Annotated in this window: 17 protein-coding genes and 1 riboswitch; of the genes, 9 read left to right on the forward strand and 8 right to left on the reverse strand. The window is 70.3% G+C overall.

Annotation, left to right across the window (positions count from 1 at the left end):
- Window positions 1-150 precede the first annotated feature (150 nt).
- The 3 genes from glnA (at window position 151) to ACZ5U5_RS07155 (ending at window position 3,067) form a co-directional block, all read left to right on the forward strand.
- Complete coding sequence (gene glnA, locus ACZ5U5_RS07145) at window positions 151-1,560, forward strand: type I glutamate--ammonia ligase (protein ID WP_453395159.1); 1,410 nt, start codon at window positions 151-153, stop codon at window positions 1,558-1,560.
- 164 nt (window positions 1,561-1,724) lie between these two features.
- A complete protein-coding gene (locus ACZ5U5_RS07150; protein WP_469017497.1) occupies window positions 1,725-2,492 on the forward strand; it encodes an alpha/beta hydrolase family protein in 768 nt (255 codons plus the stop codon).
- 164 nt (window positions 2,493-2,656) lie between these two features.
- Entirely contained in the window at window positions 2,657-3,067 is a 411-nt protein-coding gene (locus tag ACZ5U5_RS07155) for a hypothetical protein (protein ID WP_469017499.1), read from the forward strand.
- A gap of 17 nt (window positions 3,068-3,084) precedes the next feature.
- Here the strand turns inward: ACZ5U5_RS07155 and ACZ5U5_RS07160 are convergent, their stop codons facing one another.
- The 5 genes from ACZ5U5_RS07160 to ACZ5U5_RS07180 form a co-directional block, all read right to left on the reverse strand.
- The gene (locus tag ACZ5U5_RS07160) at window positions 3,085-3,867 is read right to left on the reverse strand and encodes an ABC transporter ATP-binding protein (protein WP_469017502.1); all 783 of its coding nucleotides are present in this window, start codon (window positions 3,865-3,867) and stop codon (window positions 3,085-3,087) included.
- A complete protein-coding gene (locus ACZ5U5_RS07165) occupies window positions 3,864-4,895 on the reverse strand; it encodes a FecCD family ABC transporter permease (RefSeq protein WP_469017505.1) in 1,032 nt (343 codons plus the stop codon). The genes ACZ5U5_RS07160 and ACZ5U5_RS07165 overlap by 4 nt, the downstream gene beginning before the upstream one ends.
- Before the next feature lie 10 nt (window positions 4,896-4,905).
- The gene (locus ACZ5U5_RS07170; protein WP_469017508.1) at window positions 4,906-5,958 is read right to left on the reverse strand and encodes an ABC transporter substrate-binding protein; all 1,053 of its coding nucleotides are present in this window, start codon (window positions 5,956-5,958) and stop codon (window positions 4,906-4,908) included.
- A 66-nt stretch (window positions 5,959-6,024) separates the two neighbouring features.
- Window positions 6,025-6,210, reverse strand: a riboswitch (cobalamin riboswitch).
- Between the two features lie 7 nt (window positions 6,211-6,217).
- Window positions 6,218-6,682 (reverse strand): VOC family protein, encoded by a 465-nt coding sequence (locus tag ACZ5U5_RS07175; RefSeq protein WP_469017511.1) that lies wholly within the window; start codon window positions 6,680-6,682, stop codon window positions 6,218-6,220.
- A 5-nt stretch (window positions 6,683-6,687) separates the two neighbouring features.
- The gene (locus ACZ5U5_RS07180; protein WP_469017514.1) at window positions 6,688-7,554 is read right to left on the reverse strand and encodes an AraC family transcriptional regulator; all 867 of its coding nucleotides are present in this window, start codon (window positions 7,552-7,554) and stop codon (window positions 6,688-6,690) included.
- A gap of 195 nt (window positions 7,555-7,749) precedes the next feature.
- Here ACZ5U5_RS07180 and ACZ5U5_RS07185 point away from each other — a divergent pair, with 195 nt between their 5' ends.
- Entirely contained in the window at window positions 7,750-8,892 is a 1,143-nt protein-coding gene (locus ACZ5U5_RS07185; RefSeq protein ID WP_469017517.1) for an HAD family hydrolase, read from the forward strand.
- Here ACZ5U5_RS07185 and ACZ5U5_RS07190 read toward each other — a convergent pair.
- The 3 genes from ACZ5U5_RS07190 to ACZ5U5_RS07200 form a co-directional block, all read right to left on the reverse strand.
- Complete coding sequence (locus ACZ5U5_RS07190; RefSeq protein ID WP_469017520.1) at window positions 8,889-10,253, reverse strand: DUF2252 domain-containing protein; 1,365 nt, start codon at window positions 10,251-10,253, stop codon at window positions 8,889-8,891. The two genes, ACZ5U5_RS07185 and ACZ5U5_RS07190, sit on opposite strands and share 4 nt — an antisense overlap.
- Window positions 10,254-10,391: 138 nt before the next feature.
- Complete coding sequence (locus tag ACZ5U5_RS07195) at window positions 10,392-11,312, reverse strand: alpha/beta hydrolase family protein (RefSeq protein ID WP_469017523.1); 921 nt, start codon at window positions 11,310-11,312, stop codon at window positions 10,392-10,394.
- 72 nt (window positions 11,313-11,384) lie between these two features.
- A complete protein-coding gene (locus ACZ5U5_RS07200) occupies window positions 11,385-11,690 on the reverse strand; it encodes a hypothetical protein (RefSeq protein WP_361045748.1) in 306 nt (101 codons plus the stop codon).
- Window positions 11,691-11,844: 154 nt separating this feature from the next.
- On the opposite strand from ACZ5U5_RS07200, the gene ACZ5U5_RS07205 reads away from it, so the two are divergent.
- From ACZ5U5_RS07205 to ACZ5U5_RS07225, 5 genes are all read left to right on the forward strand, one after another.
- Entirely contained in the window at window positions 11,845-12,213 is a 369-nt protein-coding gene (locus ACZ5U5_RS07205) for an arsenate reductase family protein (protein WP_469017525.1), read from the forward strand.
- A 111-nt stretch (window positions 12,214-12,324) separates the two neighbouring features.
- Complete coding sequence (locus ACZ5U5_RS07210) at window positions 12,325-12,795, forward strand: hypothetical protein (protein ID WP_469017528.1); 471 nt, start codon at window positions 12,325-12,327, stop codon at window positions 12,793-12,795.
- Window positions 12,796-12,971: 176 nt separating this feature from the next.
- Window positions 12,972-13,991: a glutamine synthetase gene (glnII, locus tag ACZ5U5_RS07215; protein ID WP_469017531.1), complete on the forward strand. Its 1,020-nt coding sequence runs from the start codon at window positions 12,972-12,974 to the stop codon at window positions 13,989-13,991.
- A 339-nt stretch (window positions 13,992-14,330) separates the two neighbouring features.
- Window positions 14,331-14,927, forward strand: a complete 597-nt coding sequence (locus tag ACZ5U5_RS07220; RefSeq protein WP_469017534.1) for a winged helix-turn-helix domain-containing protein — start codon at window positions 14,331-14,333, stop codon at window positions 14,925-14,927.
- A gap of 84 nt (window positions 14,928-15,011) precedes the next feature.
- Window positions 15,012-16,007, forward strand: coding sequence for an NAD-dependent epimerase/dehydratase family protein (locus ACZ5U5_RS07225; protein WP_469017537.1), 996 nt, complete (start codon window positions 15,012-15,014; stop codon window positions 16,005-16,007).
- Window positions 16,008-16,011: the final 4 nt, after the last annotated feature.

The raw sequence follows: 16,011 nt of genomic DNA on the forward strand, positions 1-16,011 counted from the left end.
ACCCGCCTCGGTTAACTTCCGCGAAACAAATGGGTCATGCTTGAGAAATCCCCCGTCCCTATGGTCGGGTCCCAGCGTGTGCCACCGCACTGGCCGCACAACGAGCTGCAACCCCGTCCCCGCCTGGGGGTCGGGAGTAGGAGGAGTTGGATGTTCCAGAACGCCGACGACGCAAAGAAGTTCATCGCGGACGAGGACGTGAAGTTCGTAGATGTCCGGTTCTGCGACCTGCCCGGAGTGATGCAGCACTTCACGATCCCGGCAGCGGCGTTCGACCCGAACGAGGAGCTGGCGTTCGACGGATCGTCGATCCGCGGCTTCCAGGCCATCCACGAGTCCGACATGGCGCTGCGCGCGGACCTGTCGACCGCCCGGGTCGACCCCTTCCGCCGCGACAAGACCATCAACATCAACTTCTTCATCCACGACCCGATCACGGGCGAGCAGTACAGCCGTGACCCGCGGAACATCGCCAAGAAGGCCGAGGCCTACCTCGCGTCGACCGGCATCGCGGACACCGCGTACTTCGGTCCCGAGGCCGAGTTCTACGTCTTCGACAACGTCCGCTTCCAGACGTCGGCGAACGAGAGCTTCTACCACATCGACTCCGAGGCCGGCGCCTGGAACACCGGTGCGGTCGAGAACAACCGTGGCTACAAGGTCCGCTACAAGGGCGGCTACTTCCCGGCCCCGCCGGTGGACCACTTCGCCGACCTGCGTGCCGAGATCTCCCTGGAGCTGGACAAGAACGGCCTCCAGGTCGAGCGCCAGCACCACGAGGTCGGCACCGCAGGACAGGCGGAGATCAACTACAAGTTCAACACGCTGCTCGCCGCGGCCGACGACCTGATGCTCTTCAAGTACATCGTGAAGAACGTCGCCTGGCGCAACCAGAAGACCGCGACCTTCATGCCGAAGCCGATCTTCGGTGACAACGGCTCGGGCATGCACGTCCACCAGTCGCTGTGGGCCAACGGCGACCCGCTGTTCTACGACGAGCAGGGTTACGCGGGCCTGTCGGACACCGCCCGTTACTACATCGGCGGCATCCTCAAGCACGCCCCGTCGCTGCTCGCCTTCACGAACCCGACGGTGAACTCGTACCACCGCCTGGTCCCGGGCTTCGAGGCGCCGGTCAACATGGTGTACTCGCAGCGCAACCGCTCGGCTGCCATGCGTATCCCGATCACGGGCTCGAACCCGAAGGCCAAGCGTGTCGAGTTCCGCGCGCCTGACCCGTCCTCGAACCCGTACCTGGCGTTCTCGGCGCTCCTGATGGCCGGCCTGGACGGCGTCAAGAACAAGATCGAGCCGCCGGAGCCGATCGACAAGGACCTGTACGAGCTGGCTCCCGAGGAGCACGCGAACGTCGCCCAGGTCCCGACCTCCCTCCCGGCGGTCCTCGACGCCCTCGAGGCGGACCACGAGTACCTCCTGGCCGGCGGTGTCTTCACCCCCGACCTGATCGAGACGTGGATCGACTACAAGCGGACGAACGAGATCGCCCCGATCCAGCTGCGCCCGCACCCGCACGAGTTCGAGCTGTATTTCGACATCTAGAACGGCCGGGGCCGCGTGAGCCCCACGCCGCGTCAGCATGGACGGTGGGCCGTCTCCCGGAACGGGGAGGCGGCCCGCTGTGCTGTCCGTTCGGTCGTTCTCGCGCTGACACGGGCTAGTGTCACTCCCGTCCCCCTCCTCCCCTGCCTAGGTGAACACCCCACATGAACGAAAAAGTGACCTTCCCGAGCGTCGTCGGCCCCGCGCTGGCCGGGGTGATCGACCTGCCGGAGGGCGAGGTCCGGGGCTGGGGGCTCTTCGCGCATGGATTCACCCTGGGCAAGGAGTCGCCGGCCGCCGCGCGCGTCAGCAAGCAGCTGGCGCGCGAGGGGATCGGCACGCTGCGCTTCGACAATCTCGGGATCGGGGACTCCGAGGGCGACTGGGGGGACGGTTCCTTCACGGTCAAGGTGCAGGACACCGTCCGTGCCGCGGCTTTCATGGCGGAGCGAGGGACTCCGGTGGATCTGCTGGTGGGGCACTCGTGGGGAGGCGCCGCCGCCATCGCGGCCGCGAGCGAGATCGCAGGCCTCCGCGCGCTTGCCACGATCGCGGCGCCCGTCGACCCCAGTCATGTCGAGCGGCAGTACGACTCCGTCCTGGATCGCGTCCTCAGTGACGGCGCGCACGAGTGGTTCGTCGGCGGGAGGACTCTGGTCCTCAAGCGCGCCTTCGTCGAGGACGTGCGCCGGGCTCACCTGCGCGACCGGATCAGCGAGGTGGACGTTCCGCTCCTCGTGGCGCACTCACCCACCGACTCCACCGTCGACATCTCCAATGCCGCGGAGATCTTCCAGGAGGCACGGCACCCGCGCAGCTTCATCTCGCTCGAAGGCGCGGACCATCTGCTGACCGCGCGAGGGCAGGCGCAACGGGCCGCTCACATCATCAGCGCCTGGGCCGACCAGTACCTCGACGAGCCGCGGCCCTAGGGCAGCCAGGGTCCGTGTAATTCGGGCGACCGGGGCGGGTGCCGCACTCTACGATCGCCGTCTCGGTGGGCGGGGCGAGTGGAGGCGGGGGCACGATGAGCTGGTTCGACGGGGGCAGGGAGGCCGAGCTTCGGCGGGTTGTCCGCGGGGCTCCCTTGCGGGAAGTGCTGGATGTTTCGGAGCCCTCCGCCTGGATCGCGTTCGATGTCGACGTGCGCGGAACGTATACGCGGTGGGACGGGTTGGAACCCGGTGAGACTCGGACCGCCCTCGATCTGTGCGCCGGCGACGGCCGGGTGCGCGAGGCCGCGTTGCGGCGGGTCGCGGCGTATCCGGTGCTCCTGCCGCTGGTCGTCATTCGCTGTGCCGACTGGGCCGCTCCCGTACGGGAGAAGGCGCGCGGCTTGGTGCGTGAGGCGCTGCCCCGGCTCGGTGCCGGGGAGCTGGCCGCGCTCGCGCCCGTGTTGCTGCGGGTGGGGCGCCGGGACCGAGTGGCCCTGCTGGAGGATGCCGACCTCAAGCTCCGGCTCCTCAAGCTCCGGCTCCGGGCCGAGCAGATCGTCCGGGGGTGCTGACACCAGCGGCTGAGGGCTCAGGGCCGCAGGAAGCGGATCGTCGGGTGGGTTTCCGTCGGGTGGTGGGTGACCTCCGCCCGGACCCCGTACACCTTCGCGATCAGTTCCTCCGTGATCACCTCGGACGGTGTGCCCGACGCGTGGGCCACTCCCTCGCACAGGACCAGTACGTGGTCGCAGAACATGGCCGCCAGGTTGAGGTCGTGGAGGGCGATCACGCTGGTCAGGGGGAGGTCCGAGACCAGGGCCAGGAGGTCGAGTTGGTGGTGGATGTCCAGGTGGTTGGTCGGTTCGTCCAGGAGGAGTTCCCTGGGGGTCTGGGCCAACGCCCGTGCTATCTGGACGCGTTGGCGTTCGCCGCCGGAGAGTGTGTGCCAAGACTGGGTTGCCCGGTCGGACAGAGCCGTGCGGGCCAGGGCCTCCCGTACCGCCTCGTCGTCCTGGGCTGTTGGGGCGGACCAGGCCCTGCGGTGCGGGATGCGGCCCAGGCGTACGACCTCCTCCACCGACAGCTCGACCTGCGTCGTGGCGTCCTGGTCCACCACCGCCACCCTGCGTGCCACCGTGCGGCGGCCCACGTCCCGCAGCGGATCGCCGTCCAGCGTGGCCACTCCTGCCGTCGGGGCGAGGACGCCCGCCAGGATGCGCAGGAGGGTGGACTTGCCCGAGCCGTTCGGGCCGAGGAGTCCGACCGTGGCTCCGGGGGGCGGGGCCAGGGTCACTCCGTCGACGATGAGCCGGCCGCCTGCCTCCCGGGTCACTCGGTCAGCCCGCAGGCCTGAGTCGGTGTGCGGGCTCATGTCGTCTTCCTCGTGCGGTAGAGGACCAGGACGAACGCCGGGACGCCGATCAGGGACGTCACCACCCCCACGGGGACCTCCTGGGGGTCGAGGACCGTGCGCGCCAGCGTGTCCACCCACACCAGGAACACCGCGCCCGCGAGCGCCGTGACCGGGAGCAGGCGTGCGTGCCCGGAGCCGACCAGGGCGCGGGCCGCGTGCGGCAGGACCAGGCCCACGAACCCGATGGCTCCCGCGCTGCTGACCAGGGCCGCCGTCAGCAGGGCCGTCACGGAGAGCAGCAGCAGGCGGACCCGGGTCACGTGGACGCCGAGTGCCGCCGCCGCGTCCTGGCCGAACGCGAACGCGTCCAGGGTGCGGGCCTGCGTCAGGCAGACGGCGAGGGCCACGAGGAGCACCGCCGCGCACAGCGAGACGTCCGTCCAGCCCACCCCGCTCAACGAGCCGAGCAGCCAGAACAGGACACTCCGCGTCGTCTCCGCGTCGCCCGACGTCAGGATCACGAACGAGGTGAGCGAGGAGAAGAGCTGCATCGCCGCGACCCCGGAGAGCACCACCCGGTCGGCGCTCCCGCCCAGGCTGTGGCTGAGCAGCAGTACGAGCGCGAAGGAGACGACGGCTCCGACGAAGGCGCCCGCCGACACCGACACCGCTCCCCCGCCGACCCCCAGGACGACGATCGCGACCGCGCCCGTGGAGGCCCCCGAGGAGACGCCGAGCACGAAGGGGTCGGCGAGCGGGTTGCGCAGGAGGGACTGGAGGACGGTTCCGCAGACCGCGAGGCCAGCGCCGCAGACCGCCGCGAGGAGCGTGCGCGGCATGCGCAGGTTCCAGACGATGCCGTCCCGGATGGGCGTCAGCCTCGCCTCCCCCCAGCCGAGGTGCGCCGCGACCGCCGACCACACGTCGGGTACGGAGATGTCCGCGGGGCCGATGGTGACGGCCACCGCGACGGAGAAGGCGAGGGCGGCGAGGCCCGCCGTCCAGAGCAGGGCGGAACGTATGCCGCCCGTGGCGGCCTTCCTCACTTGTCGAGCCTCACTTGTCGAGGCCGAACTCGCGCAATGCGGCGGCGACTTGTTCGATGCCGTCCACCGTGCGGATCGTCGGGTTCATGGCCTGGCCGCTCAGCAGCACGTACCGCTTCTTCTTCACGGCGGTCAGGTTCTTGGTGACCGGGTTGGACTCCAGGAACTCGATCTTCTTCTTCGCGCTCTCGGCCGTCTGCGACTTGCGGGTGAGGTCGCCGATGACCAGGACGTCCGGGTCGCGGTCGGCCACCGTCTCCCAGTTGATCTGGGGCCACTCGTCGCGGGTGTCGTCGAAGACGTTCTGCACGCCGAGTTCGCGGGTGATGATGCCCGGCGCCCCGCAGCAGCCGGCGATGTAGGGCGCGTCGGAGTTGGCGAACCAGTAGAGGAGCGACGTGCCGGACGCCTTGGTGTCCTTGATGGTCTCCGTGGCTTTCGCCACCCGGCCCTTGAGGTCCGCGATCAGGCGTTCGCCGCGCTTCTCGACCCCGAACGCCTTGGCCAGGTCCCGCACTTCGCCGTAGACGGTGTCCATGGTGAGGGTCTTTACGCGGCTGCCGTCGCCGTCGCCGCTGTTGTCCTTGCCCGCGCAGTCGGAGGGCGAGACGTACGCGGGTACGCCGAGTTCGGCGAACTTGGCGCGGTCGGCGACGCCGCCCTTGCTGACCGTCGCCACGAAGGAGGCGGTGACGAAGTCCGGTTCCTTGGCGAGGACCTTCTCGAAGGAGGGGTAGCTGTCGGCGAGCCGGTCGACCTTGGCGTTGTCCTTCTCCAGGCCGTTGAGCACCGGGTCCGTCCAGGTTCCGGTGCCGGCCATGCGGTCCGCGAGGCCGAGGGAGAGCAGGATCTCCGTGGAGCCCTGGTCGAGGGAGACCGCTCGCTGCGGTGGCGCCTTGATCTCCGCCTTCTTGCCGCAGGAGGTGAGGGTCAGCGGGTAGCCGGCGGCCTTGTCGTCCGTGGTGGAGGTGGCCGTGGAGCCGCCTCCGCAGGAGGTCAGGGTGACGGCCAGGGCCGTGGCGAGAAGAACAGACGTACGTACACGACGGGCAATGGAGGACACGAGATCCCTTGAGTCTCACGGCTCATACGCGGAGCCTGGCCTGCTTCGTCACCTCCGCCGCCCGGTGTGCGGACGAAGGTGCCAGCAGGTCTTCGGACTCGGGGATCGGCCGGGCGGGGCGCCTTCCCAGGCGTCCGTGGACGCCCAGTGGCCGTGGCCCCGCCCGTTCCCCCTCACCGCTGCGCGTCAGTTCCGGATTCGCACCGGATTCCCTGGCCCTGGTGTGGGTTGACTGGCGTGCGCAAGCTATCACGCGAGGTCAGGACGGCTGCTGGGGCCTCGGTGCGCCGCGGTAGGTGCCGAAGGACCACTTGTTGCCCTCGGGGTCGGCGATCGCGAACTCCCGGCTGCCGTACGGCTGGTCCTCGATCTCGCGGATGATCTCGACGCCCGCGGCGCTGAGCCGCTGGTAAAGGTCGTCCACGCGGTCTGTGACTACGTACGCGCCGAAGGTGCCGGGCTTCAGGCACCAGTCCTGGGACTTCTCGTCGTACGAGCCGAGCATGATGGCGCCGCCCTCGGGCCAGTCGAGCTCGGCGTGCGCCACGCTGTCGCCGTCCTGGTAGACGGCGGTGCGCAGGAAGCCGACCGTGCCGACCAGGAAGTCGATCAGGGCGGGGGCGTCGTGCGCCTGGAGGGTCGGCCAGACGCTGGGAGCGCGGCCGCCGGATGCGGGAGCAGTAGCGGACTGTGGCTGCTGGTTCTGCTTCTCGGTCGTGTTCATGAGTCCTACTCTTCGCCCCCGCCATAGCTCCCGGCTTGGATATTCCGGCACTCTTCGGCCAGCCAGGCGGTGGGGCTCGCGCCGGTGTACTGCCGGAAGTCCCGCACCAGGTGGGAATGGTCGTAGTAACCGCAGTCTGCGGCGACACGGGCCAGGTCGGGGGCCGCGCCCGCCGCGACGGGGCGTACGACGGCGTTCCGTGCGCGCTGGAAGCGCATCAGGCGCCCTGCCTGCTTGGGGCTCAGGCCCGTCTCGGCGCGGAAGAGGGTGGTGAGGCGGCGTTCGCTGAGCGCGACGTGCCGGGAGAGCCCGCGCAGGGTGCCCACGCCCTGGTGCCGGGCCAGCCAGGCCCACGCCTCGCCGACCTCGGGCCGTACGGAGCCACCGGAGGTGTCCGTGGCCGCGCGTTGCCTCAAGTAGGCGGACAGGGAGGCGAACCGCTCCTCCCAGCTGCCCTGCTCGCACAGCAGCTCCCGCAGCTCGGCGGCGCGGCGCCCCATCACCTCCGCGCCGGGCGTCACCAGCTCACCGGCGAGTTCCGCCGCCGGTACGCCGAACAGGGCGCGGGCGGCCAGCGGGTGCACGGCGAGCTGGATGCCCGCCTCGTGCTCGGGCCGTACGACGTATGCCGGGGACTGGTGGAGGCCGCCGAGGACGATGTCCGTGCGGAGGGCGTCGCGGGTGCCGGCCTGCTCGGGGGTGGCGCCGGTGACGACGGGACCGTCCAGCGAGAAGATCAGCGTCAGGTACGGGGACGGCAGGCCGCGGTGCAGGCCGGGGTGCTCGCCCTCCGTGCGGTAGCCGACGGCGGACACCACCATGCCGTCGAGGCGCGGGGCGGCCCGCACAAACTCCCGGGAGACGGTCTCCATGTCTTCCAGTATGCGATGGGGGCCGCTCCGGAGCAGGCCCGAAAGCGCGCCGGGCGTCCGTCTCCCCTACCCCCGTACGGAGGTCCCATGCCCGTTCCGTCCGGTGATGTCGATCATGGGAATCCGTGGTGTGACCTCATACGATGACCCGCCGCTCCGGACGGGGCGCAGACCGCTCTCAGGGGGCACCGAACCATGGCATCAAAGGCAAAGGGCAAGCTGGCCGTCATCGGCACGGCGGGCGCGCTCACCGCGGCCGTTCTCGCGGGGACGGCGCTCTGGCCGAGCAAGGACGCGACGGCCGCGGACGCCTCCGCGAAGACGGCGAGGACGGCGAAGGCCGCCACGTCCGAGCTGAAGCACTGGCCGAAGCCGGTCGCGAAGAAGCTGGGCAAGCTCATCGCGAAGAACGAGGACAAGGGCGCGTACGCCGTCTTCGACGCGGACAACACGACGTACCGCAACGACCTGGAGGAGTCCCTCCTGCCCTTCCTGGAGATGAAGGGGGTGCTGACCCGCAAGTCGATGGACCCGTCGCTGAAGCTCATCCCGTTCAAGGACACGGCGAAGCACAAGGAGAGCCTCTACAGCTACTACAACCGGCTCTGCGAGGTCGACGACCAGGTCTGCTACCCGTGGGTCGCGCAGATCTTCTCCGGCTTCACGCTGAAGGAGCTCAAGGGGTACGTCGACGAACTCCTCGCCCGTGACGAGCCGATCCCCGCCGAGTACTACGAGGACGGGAAGCTGACGAAGACCGAGGTGAAGCCGCCCGAGTTCTTCACCGGCATGCAGGAGCTGCACAAGTCGCTGCGCAGGCACGGCATCGAGGTCTACGTCGTCAGCGCGGCCAGCGAGGATCTGGTGCGCATGGTCCTCTCCGACCCCCGCTACGGCTACGACGTGAAGCCCGAGAACGTCATCGGCGTCGGCCTGCAGCTCAAGAACCGCAAGACCGGCGAGATCACCAGCTCCCGCAAGGAGATCGCGGAGGGCCGCTTCGACCAGAAGAAGCTCGCGGGGCATGAGCTGACGCCGAACTTGTGGGCGCCCCTGACCTGGTACCAGGGCAAGCCCGCGGCCATCAACACGTACATCGACGAGTGGAAGAAGCCCGTCCTGGTGGCGGGCGACACCCCCAAGAGCGACGGTCCGATGCTGTTTCACTCGGCGGACGTGACGCACGGCGGTGCACGGGTCTGGGTCAACCGCAAGGACTCGTACATGAAGGAACTCGACGGGATGAAGCGCGAGAACGCCGACCGGCAGCGGGAGCTCGGCCAGAAGGTCACCGCGGACAAGCGGTGGCTGACGGTGGTCCCGGACGAGATCCGCTAGTCGGCCCCGCTGTCGGCCCCACTGTCGGCCTTCACCAGGCCCGAGGAGATCGCCTCGGTCAGCGCCGCGTGGTCGCGGGCGTTCTGCGCGGTGTAGAGCAGCGCGAAGTCCGCTATCGCGCGGTCGAAGGTGTCGGCGCCGCCAAGGTAGGCGGCGATGGCGATGCGGTCGCCGGAGCGGGCGTGGGCGCGGGCCAGGGCCGTGCCGCAGAGGCGGGCGTAGGAGCTCAGTTCCGCGGGGGACATGGACTCGACGTCCGCGGAGCCCTTCATGTCGCGCAGCTGGCGCCAGTAGAAGGCACGGCCCTGGGGGCCCGTCATCCAGCCGAGGAAGATGTCGCCGGCCGCCTGGAGGAGGCGCTGGCCCGCGACCACCCGGTGGCCTGGGTGGATGTACGGGCCCGCCGGGAGGTGTTCCTCGACGACCGAGCGGACCGCTTCCTTGATCTGGAGGAAGAGCGGGTCACCGGCGTCGCGCCCGGCGAGGAGCACGATGTAGCAGCGGGTGCCGACGCTGCCCACTCCGACGACTTTCCGCGCGGCGTCCACGAAGTGGTAGCGGTCCAGGAGGAGTCGGCGTTCCTCGGAGAGCGTGGAGCGGTAGTCGCCGAAGATCTTGCGGAGCGCGGCGAGGTCCGGGGCGCTCGCGGGTTCGATGAGCGGTGGGTCGTGGATGATGCGGCGGACGCCGGGAGCTCCGTCGACCTTCTCGGTCAGCTTGCCGAGCGCCTGCAGGTTCGTGCGGCGGCGGGCGCGGTCCATGGCGGTCGCGGCGCGCTTGCGGTGCCCTGCGGAGCGGATGAGCGGCAACAGGTCGTGTGCGTCGGTCCGTTCGTACCAGACCGCGAGTTCGCCGAGCCCGGCCAGACGCCTCATGGCGGTGCGGTACGCCGCCACCGCCGCGAGGCAGGCCGCGCGTGCCGCGCCCCGCGGGTGGCCGTTGTCGCGGGAGGCCACGGCGATGCTCGCGGCCAGGCGTTTGACGTCCCACTCGAAGGGGCCGGGGCAGGTCTCGTCGAAGTCGTTCAGGTCGAAGAGCAGGGCGCGCTCCGGCGAGGCGAACAGGCCGAAGTTCAACAGGTGTGCGTCGCCGCAGAGTTGGACCTTGAGCCCGGTGTCCCACTGGACGGCGAGGTCTCCCGCCATGACGGCGGCGGCGCCCCGCAGGAAGGAGAACGGGGAGGCCGCCATGCGGGCGTACCGGATGGGCAGCAGGTCCTGGACGCGGTCCGCGCCCTGCCGCTCCAGGACGGCCACCGGGTCGGCGCGGTCGGCGGAGGGTATCCACGCCCCGTGCGAGGAGCGCGAGGCACGCTTGCGGGCTGCCTTGCCCTGGCGCGCACGCTCTTGCGGAGTGGTCATCGCCCCTCGCCCCTCTCCGTCGGCGGCACCCGGCAACAGCCTCCCCTCAGGAGCAGCCAATGCCGCCTCCGGCGGGTACGCATGCCGGGTACGCCGAACGGGTGACCGCGCCCGTGGTGTGCCGGTGGTGCCGGGACCTCAGCTTCCGCCCGCCACCGCCCATGCCGCCACCCTCTTGGCCAGCGCTTCTCCGGCCCGCGTCCACACGAAGTGGTCGAGGCGGGCGCCCGCCTCGGCCACGGAGTACCGCAGGCGGGTGACGCGGGCCGCGGGCACCTTGCCGACGAGGTGGTCGAGGGCGGCCACGGGTGCCCAGGTGTCGCCCTCGACGGAGACCGCGAGGACGGGCAGCGTGAGGGTGCGCAGGGCCGCCTCGTAGTCGTGCGGGGAGCCGGGGGACGAGTAGCGGCCCGTACGCCCCTGACGTGCCCAGTCACGCATGACGCCCTTGGGCTGGTTGCCGCCGAAGCCGAGCCGGGCTCCCGGCCACCGGCCGAGCAGCGTCGACGTGGCCGCGGTGAGCAGTTCACCGATGAGCAGCAGGGGTCCGCGCAGGGGGCCGTACGCCCGGAACCAGACGGAGCCCGAGGCGACGAGGGCGACTCCGTCGACGCCGGGCCCGATCCCCAACGCGGCGTGCACCAGTCCCAGTTGCCCGCCCATGCTGTGGCCGAGGAGGTACAGCGGTGACTCCGGGCCCAGTTCGGCGCGTATCGCTTCGAGGACCGCGACGAGGTCCTGCTCCACGATCGTGCCGTATCCGTGGTCGAGGGCGCCGGAGTCCGTCACGCGCGGGGTGCTCTCCCCCTGCCCCCGCATGTCGACGGTCAGGGCGGTGAGGCCCTCGGCGTTCAACTGGCGTGCGAACGCGCGGTAGTAGCGGGCGGGGGTGCCCATGGCGGGCAGGATCAGGACGGCCGGCGCGGGGCGGGTCGATGCCTCGCTCCCGCGCAGGCCGCGGACGGGAAACCGTGCCCCGTCCGGGAGTTGGGCGGTGACGAGCAGCGGCAGCTCGTCCGCGGGCTCCTGCTGGGCGGGGGCGGATTCCGGCTGAGTCATGCGGACAGCATGAACCACGCCCACGGGCGGCGGCCCTTGGGCCCCCGCCCGTACGCCCGCGCGCGCGTCCGTTCAGCGGCTGTACCGCATCAGGGCGCGCACCATGTGGCAGGTGATGTCCGACGGCGGGTGGATTCCCACGTCCTCCGCCATGCTCCGGATCCTGGTGTTGTTCGCTTGGTTCGCCAGATAGACGCCGGAGTCGAGCAGGGCTATCGCCAGGCGCATGGCCTTCAGGCGCCGGTTGTGCGTGATGTACCACTCGCGCGGCCGTCCGGCCGGGAGCGGTCGCTTCTCCAGTGGTGCGTACGTCGGGTCGATGAACACGGGCCGGGAAGCGTTGCGCTTCGACTTAGATGTGAGTGCGGCAGCGGGCACAGGCATCCTCCTGTCGCGATCAGGAACCCCCGTCGGGAACCCTCGAACATTGCTTCAATTCTACTGCCCGGCACTGACAATCGCCGCTGGCCAGACGGCCTTTGGGACCGTGTGACGGGTGGGTCGTGGGTGGGGCGCGGGTAGCGTGTGGGGCATGGAGATCTGGATCAATCCCGCCTGCTCGAAGTGCCGTGGCGCGCTGGCGCTGCTCGATGCGGAGGGCGCCGACTACACCGTTCGCCGCTACCTGGACGACGTCCCCACCGAGGACGAGATCCGCGCCGTCCTGGAGCGGCTCGGACTTGAGCCGTGGGACATCACGCGCACCCAGGAGGACGCCGCCAAGGAGCTGAACCTGAAGGACCGCGAGGCCTGGCCGCGTGACGCTTCGGGCCGCGACCGCTGGATCACGGCGCTCGCCGAACACCCCAAGCTCATCCAGCGGCCCATCATCACCGCCGACGACGGCACCGCGGTGGTGGGACGGACGGAGGAGGCGGTACGGGACGCGCTGTCCCGGTAGCCGCGACGGCCTGCCGCGGGGCGGCAGATGACGGCCGACCGATGCGCCACCTTCGGCATTTCGTTACATACACCCCCATACGGTTGGACACTCCCTGAAAGGAGTGCAACCGTGCGAAAGCTGACGTCCGGAGGTGTGTACGGGACCATCCTGGCGAGCGCTCTCGTCGCGGCCCTGCACTCGGAGAAGCAGGCCTACACCCCCTTCTACGACGCGGCCTGGATCATGGTCACCGCGGGCACGGCCGCCCTCGCGCACGGCTACGCGCATCACATGTCCACGCACCGGCCCGGGTCGGGTATACACCGGTGGCGGCAGCTGGTGCGGGAGCTCCTGGACGAGTGGCCGGTGATCGTCGCCTGCTGGCCCACCGTGTCGCTGCTCGTCCTCGCCGGAACCTTCGGCTGGCCAGAGGCGCCCGTCACGTACTCCGCACTTCTCCTGAACGCGGCGCTCCTGCTCGGCTGGGGCACCTTCGCAGCGCGTCGGGCGGGCTACCGGCGCCGCTCGGCCGTGCTGCTCGGCATGGCGGACGCGACGATCGGACTGTTGATCGCGGCGGCCAACGCCGTCATCAAGTGAGAGCCCTGGATCAATGAGTGCCCTGGCGTGAAGTGGGCCACATCCACCGCAGGTAACACGGGGTTCACATTCGAGCAATGGACGGGAAATCGCGCGTTGGCAGGCTGCGCGACATCACCACGGCACCGCAGCACCCGCACGTTCTGCGCCGTACCGAGCATTTAAAGGATGGCCCCGTGACCTTCAAGGCTGAGTACATCTGGATCGACGGCACCGAGCCGACCGCCAAGCTCCGTTCGAAGACGAAGATCATGACGGACGGCGCCGAGCTCCCGAACTGGGGCTTCGACGGATCCAGCACGAACCAGGCCAAGGGTCACGCATCCGACCGCGTGCTCAAGCCCGTCTTCACCTGCCCGGACCCGATCCGCGGCGGCGACGACGTACTCGTGCTGTGCGAGGTCCTCAACACGGACATGACGCCGCACGAGTCCAACACCCGTGCCGCGCTCGTCGAGATCGAGGAGCGGTTCGGCTCGCAGGCGCCCATCTTCGGCATCGAGCAGGAGTACACCTTCTTCGAGGGCGACCGCCCGCTCGGCTTCCCCGTCGGCGGCTTCCCCGCCGCGCAGGGCGGCTACTACTGCGGTGTCGGCGCCGACGAGATCTTCGGCCGTGACATCGTCGAGGCTCACCTGGAGAACTGCCTCAAGGCGGGCCTCGGGATCTCCGGCATCAACGCCGAGGTCATGCCCGGCCAGTGGGAGTTCCAGGTCGGCCCGCTCGCGCCGCTCGAGGTCTCCGACCAGCTGTGGATCGCCCGTTGGCTGCTCTACCGCACCGCCGAGGACTTCAAGGTGTCGGCCACGCTCGACCCGAAGCCGGTGAAGGGCGACTGGAACGGCGCGGGCGCGCACACCAACTTCTCGACGAAGGCGATGCGCGAGGGCTACGACGCGATCATCACCGCCGCCGAGTCCCTCGGTGAGGGCTCCAAGCCGATGGACCACGTCAAGAACTACGGCGCGGGCATCGACGACCGCCTCACCGGCCTGCACGAGACCGCACCATGGAACGAGTACAGCTACGGCGTCTCGGACCGTGGCGCCTCGGTCCGCATCCCGTGGCAGGTCGAGGTGGAGCAGAAGGGCTACATCGAGGACCGCCGCCCGAACGCGAACGTCGACCCGTACGTCGTCACGCGTCTGATCGTCGACACGTGCTGCACCGCCCTGGAGAAGGCCGGCCAGGTCTGATCGCGGTGTCCGCACGTGCCTCGCACGTTCCCGAAGGGGGCGTCCGCCGTACCGGTGGGCGCCCCCTTCGGCATGGCAGCGTGCGAGAGGGAGCGACCCCGGCCCCCCTCATCTGCTTCAATGGACTCATGGGCAGCCACGGGAACAACGCGACGGGTCGTGATCACGACCTGGAGCCGTTCTGGCCTTCCCGTCAGCATCACGACTTCGACCGGGTGTGTTGCCGCGCGATGAACGCGCAGGCCCTCTAACGCCGTTCACCCGGCCTTCGCCTGACGCGCACGACGTACGTACGTCCTCGACGACTGACGACTCCTTCGCGCGAAAGAGCTGACTTCCATGGCGAACTCCCGTTCCTTCCCGGCCTCCACCGCTTCGACCGCCACCCTCACGCCTACGGCCCCGCCGCAGGCCGGCCCCGGCCGCGGGCGGCTGCGCGCCGTCGCCCCGGACGAGGTGGCGCAGATCACCGAGTTCCTGCCGCCGGGCGCGACCTGGCTGCCCGCGCCCCAGCACACGTTGCCCACGCTGCCGGGACAGCCGCCGATGATCGGCTACCTGGTCCTCGTACCGGCGGGGCAGGAGCCGGTGGCCGCTGCCACCGCCACTACCACCGTCGCGCCCGAGCCCCCGCAGACGTCCGGCGGGCCCGTGTGGATCGACGCCGTGCAGCGTGCGGCGCGGGTCGACGACCGTCCGCTCGACCTCACGTACCTGGAGTTCGAGCTGCTCGCGCATCTCGTCGCCCATCCCCACCGGGTGCACACGCGCGACCAGTTGGTCACCACGGTGTGGGGCTACGGGCACGTGGGCGACGGGCGGACCGTGGACGTCCACATCGCGCGGCTACGGCGCAAGCTGGGTGCCGAGCACCGCAGGACGATCCAGACCGTGCGCCGGGTCGGCTACAAGTACGCACCTCCGGCATCCCGCTGACCTCCTGTTTCTCGGGGTGGGCCGGTCTCTGCCGCCAGCAGAAACCGGTTCCCCCGACGGCTGGGAGCGGGCAGAGTCTGCGGCATGAGACTTCTGATGCTGGGCGGTACGCAGTTCGTGGGACGGGGTGTCGTCGAGGCGGCGCTCGCGCGCGGCTGGGAGGTGACGGTCTTCCACCGCGGGCGGCACGAGGCGCCCGCCGGCGCGGTGTCGCTGCTCGGTGACCGTACGGCGGAGGGCGGCCTCGACGCGCTCGCCGCCTCCGACGGGGAGTGGGACGTCGTCGTCGACACCTGGTCGGGGGCGCCGCGTGCCGTGCGGGAGACGGCGCGGTTGCTCGCGGGGCGGGCCGGGCGCTATGTGTATGTGTCGAGCGCGTCCGTGTACCGGTATCCGGGAGTGGCGGGTTCGGACGAGAGCTACCCACTGGTCGAGGGGGACCCCGACGCGGACTCGGTGGCGTACGCGGAGGACAAGCGGGGCGCCGAGCTCGCTGTCGTCGCGGAGTTCGGGGCGGAGCGCACGGTGCTCGCCCGCGCCGGGCTGATCCTCGGTCCGTACGAGAACGTCGGGCGGCTGCCGTGGTGGCTGAACCGGGTCGCGCGGGGCGGGCCCGTACTGGCGCCGGGGCCACGGGAGTTGGACCTTCAGTACATCGACGTGCGGGACCTCGCGGAGTGGGTTCTGGACGCCGCCTCCGCGGGTCTCCACGGCCCGTACAACATCATCTCCCCCATCGCGCACACCACGACGGAGGAGTTCCTGGAGGCGTGCGTGGCCGTGGCGGGCGCGCCTGACGTGGAGCTGCGCTGGACCGACCCCGCGGTGATCGCCGAGCACGGCATCGAGCCGTGGTCGCAGCTTCCGGTGTGGCTCCCGCCGGGCGAGCTGCACGACACCATGCACCGCACGTCGACCGAGAAGGCGGTGGCCGCGGGGCTGCGGGCGCGGCCCGTGGCCCAGACGGTCGCGGACACCTGGGCCTGGATCCAGTCCCTGGGCGGGGTGGCCCCGCAGCTCCCCGAACGCGGGGCGAAGGGCGTCGACCCCGAGGTGGAGGCGAAGGCGCTGGGGCTGTAGCAAG

The sequence above is a fragment of the Streptomyces sp. NPDC033177 genome (genome assembly GCF_055577715.1).

Excerpts from the sequence above, each read along its gene's own strand:
- ACZ5U5_RS07190 (WP_469017520.1), bottom strand. The coding sequence starts at position 10,253 with ATGACCACTCCGCAAGAGCGTGCGCGCCAGGGCAAGGCAGCCCGCAAG.
- glnA (WP_453395159.1), top strand. The coding sequence starts at position 151 with ATGTTCCAGAACGCCGACGACGCAAAGAAGTTCATCGCGGACGAGGAC.
- ACZ5U5_RS07195 (WP_469017523.1), bottom strand. The coding sequence starts at position 11,312 with ATGACTCAGCCGGAATCCGCCCCCGCCCAGCAGGAGCCCGCGGACGAG.
- ACZ5U5_RS07180 (WP_469017514.1), bottom strand. The coding sequence starts at position 7,554 with ATGGAGACCGTCTCCCGGGAGTTTGTGCGGGCCGCCCCGCGCCTCGAC.
- ACZ5U5_RS07175 (WP_469017511.1), bottom strand. The coding sequence starts at position 6,682 with ATGAACACGACCGAGAAGCAGAACCAGCAGCCACAGTCCGCTACTGCT.
- ACZ5U5_RS07225 (WP_469017537.1), top strand. The coding sequence starts at position 15,012 with ATGAGACTTCTGATGCTGGGCGGTACGCAGTTCGTGGGACGGGGTGTC.
- ACZ5U5_RS07150 (WP_469017497.1), top strand. The coding sequence starts at position 1,725 with ATGAACGAAAAAGTGACCTTCCCGAGCGTCGTCGGCCCCGCGCTGGCC.
- ACZ5U5_RS07205 (WP_469017525.1), top strand. The coding sequence starts at position 11,845 with ATGGAGATCTGGATCAATCCCGCCTGCTCGAAGTGCCGTGGCGCGCTG.
- ACZ5U5_RS07185 (WP_469017517.1), top strand. The coding sequence starts at position 7,750 with ATGGCATCAAAGGCAAAGGGCAAGCTGGCCGTCATCGGCACGGCGGGC.
- ACZ5U5_RS07220 (WP_469017534.1), top strand. The coding sequence starts at position 14,331 with ATGGCGAACTCCCGTTCCTTCCCGGCCTCCACCGCTTCGACCGCCACC.
- ACZ5U5_RS07160 (WP_469017502.1), bottom strand. The coding sequence starts at position 3,867 with ATGAGCCCGCACACCGACTCAGGCCTGCGGGCTGACCGAGTGACCCGG.